Below are 11,825 nucleotides of genomic sequence, written 5' to 3'. Positions count from 1 at the left end.
GCGCAAATGGTCAAGAACAAATCAACAAGCCCGACCTGCAATTCGCCCCCTGAAGCCGCCCAAACCCTTCTGGCCCTGATGCATGCCCAAGGTGAAGTCGCCCGCCTGAGCGAGCGTGAACAGCTGTTCAGCGCCTTGCTCGACAGCGTCAATGCGGTGCTCTGGGCGTTTGATTGGCAAAGCCGCCAGGTGCTGTACGTCAGCCCCGCTTATGAGCGTATCTTTGGCCGCCCGGCCGGGCTGTTGCTGGCCGACTTCAATGAATGGCGTGACAGCATCTACCCCGACGACCTTGACTACGCCGAACGCAGCCTGGCCCAAGTGCTGGTCAAAGGCGCGGTGGAAGACCGTGAGTACCGCATCATCAACGCCGATGGCCAGGTACGCTGGATCAGCGACAAGTGCTTCATCAACCAGCAAAGCGATCCAAACCAGCGACTCATCATTGTCGGCATGGCCGAGGACATCACTGACAAGAAACAGCTAGAGGGTGAGCTGCAGCGCCTGGCCACTACCGATGTGCTGACCCAGAGCAGCAACCGCCGGCACTTCTTCGAGTGCGCCCAGCAAGCCTTTGAAACCGCTCGGCTGGAGCAAGGGCCGTTATCGTTCCTGCTGCTCGACATCGATGACTTCAAGCAGATCAACGACACCTACGGCCACCAGGAAGGCGACCATGTGCTGCAACGTATCGCCGACACCGGCAAGGCAGTGCTGCGTCGTGGTGACCAATTCGGACGCATTGGCGGCGAGGAGTTTGCTGCGGTGTTCCCCGGCTGTACGCCTCAGATAGCCCAGCAGATCGCCGAACGCCTGCAGCGCGAGATCCAGCGCTTGAGCTTCAGCCATGAAGACCAGGTGTTCGGGGTGACCGTGAGCCAGGGTCTGACCGGGATCATCGAGGCCGACGAATCGCTGGACAGCCTGTTTGCCCGGGCGGACGCGGCGATGTACCAGGCCAAGCGCCAGGGCAAGAACCAAATTGTAAGAAGCTGAGGGTAGGAGCGGGCTTGCCCCGCGATCGCTCTCACTCCTTGCGCAAACTGCCCAACTGCGCCATTCCCACCTTGAGCAAGCGCGCCGTCTTGCTTTGAGCCAACGCTTCCAGCCCCTGGTCCGCCGGCAAGCGTGCCAGTTGTCCGGCCAGGTGCATGACCAGCGCATCGCGTGAATACACGCCACCGCCCAACTGGTAGATCGCCGCAATCAGCTGGCGCAGTTCCAGCGGCAAACGCCAGCGGGTACGCAGGGCCGACCCGAACGCTGCGGCAAATTCGTTGAGCGACAGCTCCACCGCGTCTTCATCCAGCGCGCCCCCAGCCTGTTGCCATTCCTGCAAGCAACGCAGCAACGCCAGGTCCCCCAGGCAATGCAGCAACCCGGCGCAATAGCAGCGTTCCTGGTCGAGCTCGAGCATGCGTGCCAGGGTCCGCGCGTATTCGGCGGTGTGCAGCGACAATGCCCAGAAGTGTTCGGCATGGCGCGACAGCAACGGATCACTGAGCTTGGCGCACCGTTTTAGCGCCAGTCCAAGGATCAGGTTCATGCTCTGGGTGGTGCCCAGCTTGTTCAGCGCCTGCATCAGGTTCTGCACCGCACCGTCACGATGCAAGGCCGCACTGTTGGCGGCGGCGATGAGCACAGCGGTGACCTGCGGGTCGTTGCCGATCTCGGTTTCCAGCACGTTGAGGTCCAGCCCCTGGGGCTGCAGGCTACGATTGATGGCCTGTTTCACGTCAGCCAGTAGCGGCCCGCCATCTGAAGTGGCGCGGCGCCCTTCGAGAAACGCCGGCAAGGTTGCACCCGGCTGCAACACCGGCGCCGGGCAGGCCACGGCTTCCCCGCTGCCGGGCAACAGTTCTTGCAGACGCTGGCGCAGGGCGTCCATGTTCAGTGGCTTGCTCAGATAAGCAGTGGGCGCGAACGGTAGCACCTCGCGGACACTGGCGGCGTCACTGCGGTTGCTCATGAGAATGAACGGTAGCGCCGGCTGGCGGCCCTTGGCACGCACGTTGCGCAACAGGTCCAGGCCATCACCGCCTGGCAATTCGCGTGCGGCGATGATCAGGTCCGGTTTGCTGGTCAGCGCCGCCAGTGCTTGAGAACCGTCGGCGCACGCCAACAAGCGTGCATCGCAGCGCACGCTGAGCAGCATCTGGCTCAGCATGTCCAGGACCCAGGGGTCACCTTCGGCAATCAGCACACAAGGTGCCTGGACGGGGTCTACAACGCTCATACACAACTCTCCCGATGTTCCACTACACGCAATCCAGCGCACCTTCCAAGGTGTCTCCTTACAGCCAACCTTAGCCCCCTGGTATTCCTTTGGGCGAAAAAAAACCCGCCGAAGCGGGTTTTTCTTCTAATGCGTCACAGTTTACGCGAGTTCTGCGAAGCACTCTTCGATGATCGCCAGACCTTTGTCCAGTTGCTCATTCGGTGCAGTCAGCGGCACCAGGACACGCAGGACATTGCCGTAAGTTCCGCACGACAGCAGGATCAGACCCTTGTCACGCGCCTTGGCAACCACCGAAGCCACAGCAGCGGCGTTCGGGGTGTGGGAACCGGCTTTGTCGAAGACTTCAACAGCAATCATCGAGCCCAGCGCACGCACGTCACCGATGATCGGGTGCTTGTCCTGGATCTTGCGCAGGCCGGCAACCAGACGCTCGCCAACTTCCTGGCTGCGCTCGAGCAGTTTCTCTTCCTCGAACACTTCGATCACGGCCAGGGCCGCGGCGCAGGCAATCGGCGAGCCGGCGTAGGTACCGCCCAGGCCGCCCGGGGCAATGGCGTCCATGTACTCGGCCTTGCCGCAGACACCAGCCAGTGGGAAACCACCGGCGATGGATTTGGCGAAGGTAGTCAGGTCAGGTGCAACGCCCATCTGCTCCATGGCGAAGAACGTACCGGTGCGGCCAGCGCCGGTCTGTACTTCGTCAGCGATCAGCAGAATGCCGTGCTGGTCGCACAGCGCGCGCAGACGCTTCATCAGCTCTTTGGGAGCCGGGATGAAACCACCCTCGCCCTGAACCGGCTCGATGATGATCGCGGCGATGTCGCGTGGCTCGGCATCGTTCTTGAAGATGCGTTCGATGGACGCGATCGAATCCTCGACGCTCACGCCGTGCAGCTCGTTCGGGAAGATGGCGCGGAAGATGCCGCCTGGCATCAGGCCCATGCCGGCCGAGTAAGGTACGACCTTACCGGTCAGGCCCAGGGTCATCATGGTACGGCCGTGGTAGCCGCCGGTGAAAGCGATGACACCGGCACGGCCAGTGGCGGCACGGGCGATCTTCACGGCGTTTTCAACGGCTTCGGAACCGGTGGTGACCAGCAGGGTTTTCTTGGCGAAGTCGCCAGGAACACGCGCGTTGATCTTTTCGCACAGCTCGACGTACGGCTCGTAGGCCAATACCTGGAAGCAGGTGTGAGTCACTTTGGTCAACTGTTCCTGAACCGCAGCGATCACCTTCGGGTGCAGGTGACCGGTGTTCAGTACCGCGATACCGCCGGCGAAGTCGATGAACTCGCGGCCTTCGACGTCAGTGACGGTGGCGTTTTTTGCCGAGTCGGCAAAGATCGGGTGGATCTGGCCAACACCACGTGGAACAGCGGCGACACGACGTTGCATCAAAGATTCGTTGGTCTTGCTCATAATGTCCTCAATTCGCCACACACAAGGTGGCGCGATTCAAGTCGGAGCGGCCGGTATTCAACTGCTGGCAGCATGCGTTGATCGACTGCCGCAGGGGCCCAGGCCACTGGATGTACGGTGTAAAAAGGCCAGCGAGACGTCGCTCTCGCGCCCCGCTGGCAGAGGTAAAGCCTTACGCTGCGATCAAACGCTGATGCACAGGTATTTGATTTCCAGGTAGTCCTCGATGCCGTACTTGGAACCTTCGCGGCCCAGGCCCGAGGCCTTGATACCGCCGAACGGCGAGACTTCGTTGGAGATCAGACCGGTGTTGATACCGACCATGCCGTATTCCAGGGCTTCGGCAACACGGAACACACGGCTCATGTCGCGGGCATAGAAGTACGAGGCCAGGCCGAACTCGGTGTCGTTGGACATGGCGATGACTTCGGCCTCGTCCTTGAAACGGAACAGTGGCGCCAGCGGGCCGAAGGTTTCTTCCTTGGCCACGGCAGCGTGCTTGGGTACGTCGACCAGAATGGTCGGCTCGAAGAAGTTGCCTTCGATCAGCTTGCCACCGCTGAGCACCTTGGCGCCCTTGGCGACTGCGTCTTCGATGTGTTCCTGGACCTTGGCCACGGCCTTGCCGTCGATCAGCGGGCCGGTGGTGGTGCCGTCTTCCAGGCCGTTGCCGATTTTCAGCTTGGCCACTGCTGCCTTGAGCTTCTGGGCGAAGGCATCGTAGACGCCGTCCTGAACGTAGATGCGGTTGGCGCAAACGCAGGTCTGGCCGTTGTTGCGGTACTTGGAGATGATCGCGCCTTCGACCGCCTTATCCAGGTCAGCGTCGTCGAACACGATGAACGGAGCGTTACCGCCCAGTTCCAGGGACACTTTCTTGATGTCCTTGGCGCATTCGGCCATCAGCTGGCGACCGATCTCGGTGGAACCGGTGAACGACAGCTTGCGCACGATCGGGTTGCCGGTCAGCTCGCTGCCGATGTCGCCGGCGCTGCCGGTCACCACGCTGAGCACGCCAGCCGGGATACCGGCACGGGTGGCCAGCTCAACCAGGGCCAGGGCCGAGTATGGGGTTTGCGAAGCAGGCTTGAGCACCATGGTGCAGCCAGCGGCCAGGGCCGGGCCGGCTTTACGGGTGATCATCGCCGCCGGGAAGTTCCACGGAGTGATTGCCGCGGTCACGCCGATGGGTTGCTTGATCACGATCAGGCGCTTGTCTGGCTGGTGACCCGGGATGGTGTCGCCGTACACGCGCTTGGCTTCTTCGGCGAACCACTCAATAAAGGAAGCAGCATAGACAATCTCGCCCTTGGCTTCGGCCAGTGGCTTGCCTTGCTCGGTGGTCATCAGGCGGGCCAGGTCGTCCTGGTGCTCGATCATCAGCTCGAACCAGCGACGCAGCTTGCCAGCACGTTCTTTGGCGGTCAGCGCGCGCCAGGCCGGCAGCGCCTTGTCGGCGGCCTCGATGGCACGGCGGGTTTCAGCGGCGCCCATCTTCGGCACAGTGCCGATGATCTCGCCCGTCGCCGGGTTGTTGACCTTGATCGTCTGGCCGTTGTCCGCGTCCAGCCACTCTCCATTGATGAAGGCTTGCTGGCGGAACAACTGGGCGTCTTTAAGCTGCATGTCTGGCTTCCTTAACGGCACCGTGCAGGCACGGCGCGAATTATTGATTGTAGAAAAAGGAGAGCGTTTGAAATCTCAAACGAATCCTAGGATCAACGAGGAGAAAGGACAATAGGGTGTTCGAAAAAAAGAACAAAAAGCGCTGTGCGGCTAATTTTTTCGGATCAACGTCACTTATGGCCCCTTGAGTGTGCGAAATCGACCACAGCCATTCTGACGATGGACGCCGCTAGCCTAGATGGGTATCATGGCGCCCGCGCTGCACTCGTAGCTCAGCTGGATAGAGTACTGCCCTCCGAAGGCAGGGGTCGTGGGTTCGAATCCCGCCGAGTGCGCCATATCGATCAAGGCTCAGGTGAATACCTGGGCCTTTTTTGTTTCTGGCGAAATCTGAAGAAACAAATCCCTGCGCGAGGATCACGCCCCTCAAACCGACCGCTCATCTGTCGGGCCACTGCCGCCAGGCCGTCGCCAAGCCGCAGCCGTTGAGGCCCAGGGGTGGCTCGGGTATTGTGCTGCGGCAAACGCCGCCCATCCTCAGGCGCTCAAGGGATCGGTTCTGCGGCCGACTAACTGCACAGATTGGCGAGAATCGTTCTTGTCATCACGCCCGTTACCGGACGTGCCGAACTGCGCGCCCTGCGCGCTCCACTGCCGGACCGTTGCACCATGAAATTATCGATCATGCAGCCCTACTTCCTGCCCTACATCGGCTATTTCCAGCTGATCGCGGCAGCGGATGTGTTCGTGGTGTACGACAACATCAAGTACACCAAAAAGGGCTGGATCAATCGCAACCGTCTACTGCAAAACGGCAGTGATGCGATGTTTTCACTGGCGCTAAAGAAAGACTCCGACAGCCTCGATGTGGTTCAGCGCGAGCTGAGCGCCGAGTTCGACCGCAGCAAGCTGCTCAATCAGTTCAAGGGCGCCTATAGCCAGGCACCGTATTTCGCACAGGTCTGGCCCTTGCTGCAGCGCATTGTCAGCAGCGAAGAGCACAACCTGTTCCGCTACATCTATAACGCTATTGTCGAAATCTGCGCCTATTTGCAATTGAACACGCAGATCCGAGTGTCATCGCAGATCGACATCGATCACCAATTGAAAGGCCAGGACAAAGTCTTGGCACTGTGCAAGGCGCTGGGCGCAGAGACTTACATCAATGCCATCGGCGGCACCGAGCTGTACGATCGCGAGGTGTTTCGCGCTCAAGGCACCGAGCTGCGCTTCATCCGCTCGCATTCCCTGGACTATCCGCAGTTCGGCGCACCCTTCGTGCCCTGGCTTTCCATGGTGGATGTGATGATGTTCAATGCGCCAGAGCAGGTCCGCGCCATCGTCAATGCTCGCTATGAACTGGTTTGAGGGGAAAAGATGAGCAATACGCTGGATAAACACGTGGCCGCCTATCAGGGCGACAACCTGTACGATTTCGACAACGAGATTCTCCTGACCTGGTATCCGCAGCGCGTCCTGCACCATGCGGGTGCCGCTCGTTCGTTGCTGGAACTGGGCCTGGGCCACGGCTATACCACGGATATTTTTTCGCGCCGCTTCGAGCGCCACGTGGTGCTGGAGGGCTCGCCTGCCGTTATCGACAATTTCCACAGCAAACACCCCGAGTGCCGGGCGCAGATCATCGAGACCTGGTTCGAGAAGTTCAGCACCGATGAGCGCTTTGACGTGATCGTGATGGGCTTCATCCTGGAGCACGTCGATGATCCGCTGGTGATTCTGCGACGCTTTCGCGAGTTTCTCGCCCCCGGTGGGAGGATGTTCATTGCCGTGCCCAACGCCGAAGTGCTCAACCGCAGGCTGGGTCAGTTGGCCGGGCTGCTTGACGACGTGACGACCTTGTCCGAAAACGATCACTTGCTAGGCCATCAGCGCTTTTACACCGTCGCCACACTCAGCGACGACGTCGCCCAGGCCGGTTGCCGCGTTGATCGCCTGGAAGGCATCTACCTCAAGCCGTTCACCACTCGGCAGATCCTCTCGCTGCAACTGGATCGCCAGGTGATCGAAGGCCTTTGCACCATCGGTGTCGACTATCCAGAACTGAGCTGCGGCTTGTTCGCCGAGATTTCCGCACGATGAAGATTCTGCTCGTTGGCGGCCAGTCCTCTCTGGCACAGGCACTGCAGCCAGTGCTGGCGACCTTTGCCGAAGTGCTCACGGCAGGCCGCAGCGGCTGTGCGCTGGAACTGGACCTGAGCGGGTCGGCTGATCAGATCAGCCTGCCGCCTGGCATCGATGTTGTGATCAATACCGCCGCCAGTTTTGTCGACGGCGACATCAACGCCCTGCTCACGGCTGAACACATCAATGCCCTGGGCGCGCTTAAGCTCTGCGATGCAGCCCAACGCGCAGGTGTGCAACATTTCGTACAGATCTCCAGTATCAACGCCGAACTGGACAGCCGAAGCGATTTCTACGGCATTTATGGTCTCTCCAAACGCCATGGTGATGAGCTGGTGCAGATGTACTGTGCCCGGGCCGAATTGGCCTGCACAGTGCTCAGGCCATCGCAGCTATACGGTGAGCCCGACAGCTTCAGGCGTCACCAGGCGTTCATCTATGGCACCCTGGACAAAGCCCTGAGCAACCATGACATCGTTATCTACGGCAACCACGATGCGCGCCGGAATTACCTGCATATCGATGACCTTTGCAAGATTATCAGCGCGGTCATCAAAGACCGGGTTGAAGGCCTGTACACCTGCACCCACCCACAGGATGCCAGCCTCTTTGGCGTGGCCAGTGCGCTGGTCCAGGCCGCCGGCTCGAGCAGTAGCGTAAGCTTCGACACCAGCAAGAGTGCTATCAGCGATAACGTCTTTGCCTACGACGACACCCTCTACCGTACTCTCGGGCTTTACCCGTCCATCAGCCTGGAGCAAGGCCTCGGGCGCCTGGTCGACAGCAGGTTGCAAGCACGATGAAAAGAATCCTGGTATCCGGCGCCAGCGGTATCGTCGGTTACGGCATTTTGCGCGCGCTACGCCAGGCCAGGCCGGATTGCCTGCTGGTCGGCACGACCATCTATGATGACTCGGTCGCACCGGCGTTTTGCGATGTCTTCGAACAGGCGCCGCCCACCTCGGCGCCGGAGTACCTCGACTGGTTGCTGGACACCTTGCGGCGTCAGCACATTGACATGTTGATCCCGGGTATCGAGGCCGACATGTATCACTGGGTCGAGCACATCCCGCAAATCAGCAGCACAGGCGCCCTGCCGTTGCTCAATGACCCGGCCTTGATCGGCTTGTGCAAGGACAAGTGGGGCTTCTACCAGCAGCTGTTGGCAGCCGGCGTCGCCTGCGCCATCGACAGCTCACTGGAACAGGACTATGCCACGCTGGTCGCCCGCTTCGGCCTGCCATTCTTGCTCAAGCCACGCCGTGGATTTGGTTCCAAAGGCATCGTGCGGGTCAGCTGCGAAGCGCAGTTTCAGCAGTATCGCACCGACATTGGCCCGGTACTGATGGCCCAGCCGATTGTCGGCAACGATGATGAAGAGTTCACCACCTCGGCATTCTGCGATGGCCGCGGCGGCTCCTTCGCCAGCATGACTCTGCGCCGCAAGCTGTCGCGCGATGGCTTCACCGACAAGGCCGAAGTGGTCGACTCGGCGCAGTTCATTCCAGCCATCGATGAACTGTGTCGCCTGTTCCGCCCGCTGGGGCCGACCAACTTCCAGTTCCGCGGTTGCGCCCAGGGGCCCAAGCTGCTGGAGATCAACCCACGGATTTCTTCGTCCACCTCCATCCGCAGCGCCTTCGGTTACAACGAAAGTGCCATGGCCCTGGACTATTTCCTGGATCAACGCGATCCGGTGCAGCCGGCCATCCGCCGTGGTCGCGCCGTACGCTACACCGACGAGCAGATTTTCTATGAAGACGGCGTTCATCTCTGATATCCACGGCAATTATGAAGCGCTCAAGGCAGTGCTGGCCGAGATCGACCGCCTGGGTGTGACCAGCATCTACTGCGCTGGCGACGTTGTGGGCTACTACGCCCAGATCAACGAGTGCTGCCAGGAACTGCGCGACCGCGAAATCCCCTGCGTGATGGGCAACCACGACTGGTACATGGCCGGTGGCGGCTTCTGCCCGCGTTCGCGTAGCGTCAACGATTGCCTGGCCTACCTGCGCACGGTCATCAAGGCCGAACACCTGGATTGGCTGCGCAGCTTCCCCCTGCAGCGTCAGATCGGCGAGGTGCGCATGGTCCATGGTGGTTGGGGCGATCCGATCGATGAGTACCTCAAGCCTACGGCTGAGTACTTCGAGCAAGTAGAGGGGCGGGTGTTCGTTTCTGGCCACACCCATCACCAGACCGTCAAACATTTTGGCGAAAAGATCTACTGCAACCCAGGGTCGGTGGGCCAGCCGCGCGATGGCAACCCACGTGCAGCCTTTGCCGTCTACGAGAATGGCGATTTCACCCTGCACCGTGTCGAGTACGACATGCAGACAGTGTTCGACCTGATGGAAGCCGCAGGTTTCAACGATTACTACTATGGCGGTCTGAAGACCGGCGCTGCGCGCTTGCGCCGCCTGGCCGACTGAAGCGGGATTGCACATGTTCAAATGGAAAAAACTTGGCAAAGTGTTCGATCCCAAGGATCTGACCGAGCCGACCTGGATGCACGAATTCGCCCAGTCACCTTCAGTTCTGGTAACCCCAACCTACGTGCGCGTGTACTTCTGCTCACGTCCGGCGCCGGGTGCGGACGGGCAATACCTCAGCTACATCTCCTACATTGACCTGGACCGTAACGATCTGAGCAAGGTCTTTCGGATTTGCCCGCAGCCGGTCATGGCGCTGGGCAAGTTCGGTACCTTTGATGAGTTCGGCACCTATCCTGTCTCGGTGATTGCCGATGGCGACGAGGTCCGTGCTTATTACGCCGGCTGGACGCGCTGCGAATCCGTGCCGTTCAACGCAGCAATCGGACTGGCCATCAGCCGCGACGGCGGCGAAACGTTCCAGCGCCTGGGCGACGGGCCGGTACTCCCCTACAGCGCCGATGAACCGTTTCTACTCGGCAGTCCGCGTATTCGCCGGTTCAATGGCCAATGGCAGCTCTGGTACGTGGCGGGCAAGGAATGGCGGATGACCGACGGCAAGCCTGAGCCGCTGTACAAGATTCGCATGGCCACCTCTGACAATGGTATCGACTGGGTCAAAGTCGGCAAGGACCTGATCGCGGACAAACTCGGTGAGCATGAATGCCAGGCCTGCCCGGATGTGATCTACCGGAACGGCCGCTATCACATGTTCTTTTCCTATCGCGACATCCGCAACTACAAGGGCCGCGAGGGGGGCTACCGCATCGGCTACGCCTGCTCGACGGACATGATCGACTGGCAGCGAGACGATACGCTGGTTGATATTGCCCTGGGTGAAACGGGCTGGGACTCGGAGATGGTCAACTATCCACACGTGTTCGAACTCGACGGCGCCACCTACATGCTCTACCAGGGCAATGGCATGGGCCGTGCCGGCTTCGGTCTGGCGGTACTGGAAGATGAAAACGCTTGGGGGCAGGCATGAAGTGGAAAAAACTCGGCAAGGTCTTCGACCCGACCGAACACAGCTTGGCCAACCGTTGCGTGGAGTTCGCCCAGTCGCCGCAGACCCTGGTGCTTGAAGACCGGGTGCGGGTGTATTTCTCCACCCGTGAGCGCGACAGTCTGGGCAAGTTCATCAGTCATGTCGCGTACGCTGACTACTCGCTGGACATGAGCCGTTTGCTCGATGTTTCGAAGCACACGGTCCTGCCTATCGGTGGCCTGGGTTGTTTCGACGAACACGGGATCTTCCCGATCAACGTACTCAAGGACGGCGACCGGGTACTGGCCTACACCACAGGCTGGAACCGCAAGGTATCGGTGTCTGCCGATGCAGCCATCGGCCTGGCGATCAGTCATGACCAGGGCCGGACCTTCCAGCGCCACGGCACCGGGCCGGTGATGGCGGCTTCGCTGAAAGAGCCGTTTCTGGTGGCAGATGCCTTCGTGCAGCGTCACGGTGAGCGCTTTCATATGTGGTACATCTTCGGTACCCAATGGAAGAAGTTCAGCGACGCCGATGCACCTGACCGGGTCTACAAGATTGCCCATGCCACATCCCATGATGGTGTCGAGTGGCAGCGGGACGGTCTGCAGATCATCAGCGACCGGCTGAATGCCGACGAATGCCAGGCATTACCGACGGTGGTCGAGATCAACGGCGTCTATCACATGTATTTCTGCTATCGCCAGGCTTATGGTTTCCGCCAGGACCCCAGCCGCGGTTATCGCCTGGGTTATGCCCGTTCAACCGATCTGCTGAACTGGGAGCGTGACGACAGCCTGGCAGGCATTGATGTTTCAAGTGACGGCTGGGACGCGCAGATGCAGTGCTATCCGCATCTGTTCCAGAGCCAAGGCAATGTTTACCTGCTGTACAACGGCAACGAATTCGGGCGCCACGGCTTCGGTCTGGCAGTGCTGGAAAGCGACTAGATTCCAATGGGGAACACTGTGGAAAA

At 60.3% G+C, this 11,825-nt stretch carries 11 protein-coding genes and 1 tRNA gene; 9 read left to right on the top strand and 3 right to left on the bottom strand.

Translation table 11 applies throughout. The annotated features are described in order from the left end of the window. Positions 1-6 precede the first annotated feature (6 nt). Positions 7-996 carry a GGDEF domain-containing protein gene (locus EXN22_RS02390; RefSeq protein ID WP_130262284.1) on the top strand — a complete coding sequence of 330 codons (990 nt, stop codon included), beginning with the start codon at positions 7-9 and terminating at the stop codon, positions 994-996. Between the two features lie 31 nt (positions 997-1,027). On the opposite strand, the gene EXN22_RS02385 is transcribed toward EXN22_RS02390, so the two are convergent. The 3 genes from EXN22_RS02385 to gabD all read right to left on the bottom strand — a co-directional run bounded on the left by EXN22_RS02385 (position 1,028) and on the right by gabD (position 5,284). Beyond that, positions 1,028-2,236 carry a response regulator gene (locus EXN22_RS02385; protein WP_130262283.1) on the bottom strand — a complete coding sequence of 403 codons (1,209 nt, stop codon included), beginning with the start codon at positions 2,234-2,236 and terminating at the stop codon, positions 1,028-1,030. A gap of 141 nt (positions 2,237-2,377) precedes the next feature. Then, a complete protein-coding gene (gene gabT, locus EXN22_RS02380; RefSeq protein WP_130262282.1) occupies positions 2,378-3,658 on the bottom strand; it encodes a 4-aminobutyrate--2-oxoglutarate transaminase in 1,281 nt (426 codons plus the stop codon). A gap of 183 nt (positions 3,659-3,841) precedes the next feature. Beyond that, positions 3,842-5,284 (bottom strand): NADP-dependent succinate-semialdehyde dehydrogenase, encoded by a 1,443-nt coding sequence (gene gabD, locus EXN22_RS02375; RefSeq protein WP_130262281.1) that lies wholly within the window; start codon positions 5,282-5,284, stop codon positions 3,842-3,844. A 261-nt stretch (positions 5,285-5,545) separates the two neighbouring features. Between gabD and EXN22_RS02370 the strand changes: the two genes are divergently transcribed. The 8 genes from EXN22_RS02370 (at position 5,546) to EXN22_RS02335 (ending at position 11,799) form a co-directional block, all read left to right on the top strand. After that, a tRNA-Arg gene (locus EXN22_RS02370) sits at positions 5,546-5,622 on the top strand. A gap of 331 nt (positions 5,623-5,953) precedes the next feature. Then, a complete protein-coding gene (locus EXN22_RS02365; protein ID WP_130262280.1) occupies positions 5,954-6,652 on the top strand; it encodes a WbqC family protein in 699 nt (232 codons plus the stop codon). Positions 6,653-6,661: 9 nt separating this feature from the next. Then, positions 6,662-7,384 (top strand): class I SAM-dependent methyltransferase, encoded by a 723-nt coding sequence (locus EXN22_RS02360; protein ID WP_130262279.1) that lies wholly within the window; start codon positions 6,662-6,664, stop codon positions 7,382-7,384. Further along, positions 7,381-8,229 carry an NAD-dependent epimerase/dehydratase family protein gene (locus EXN22_RS02355; RefSeq protein WP_130262278.1) on the top strand — a complete coding sequence of 283 codons (849 nt, stop codon included), beginning with the start codon at positions 7,381-7,383 and terminating at the stop codon, positions 8,227-8,229. Before EXN22_RS02360 ends, EXN22_RS02355 begins: the two co-directional genes overlap by 4 nt. Continuing rightward, positions 8,226-9,203: an ATP-grasp domain-containing protein gene (locus EXN22_RS02350; protein ID WP_130262277.1), complete on the top strand. Its 978-nt coding sequence runs from the start codon at positions 8,226-8,228 to the stop codon at positions 9,201-9,203. The genes EXN22_RS02355 and EXN22_RS02350 overlap by 4 nt, the downstream gene beginning before the upstream one ends. Beyond that, a complete protein-coding gene (locus tag EXN22_RS02345) occupies positions 9,181-9,858 on the top strand; it encodes a metallophosphoesterase family protein (protein WP_130262276.1) in 678 nt (225 codons plus the stop codon). Before EXN22_RS02350 ends, EXN22_RS02345 begins: the two co-directional genes overlap by 23 nt. A gap of 13 nt (positions 9,859-9,871) precedes the next feature. Further along, on the top strand, positions 9,872-10,846 hold the full coding sequence (locus EXN22_RS02340; protein WP_130262275.1) for a glycoside hydrolase family protein: 975 nt from the start codon (positions 9,872-9,874) through the stop codon (positions 10,844-10,846). Next, the gene (locus tag EXN22_RS02335; protein WP_130262274.1) at positions 10,843-11,799 is read left to right on the top strand and encodes a glycoside hydrolase family protein; all 957 of its coding nucleotides are present in this window, start codon (positions 10,843-10,845) and stop codon (positions 11,797-11,799) included. The genes EXN22_RS02340 and EXN22_RS02335 overlap by 4 nt, the downstream gene beginning before the upstream one ends. Positions 11,800-11,825 lie beyond the last annotated feature (26 nt).

The sequence above is a fragment of the Pseudomonas tructae genome (genome assembly GCF_004214895.1).
In the GTDB taxonomy this organism is placed as follows: Bacteria; Pseudomonadota; Gammaproteobacteria; order Pseudomonadales; family Pseudomonadaceae; genus Aquipseudomonas; species Aquipseudomonas tructae.
This window is presented reverse-complemented; position numbering and strand designations above follow the sequence as displayed.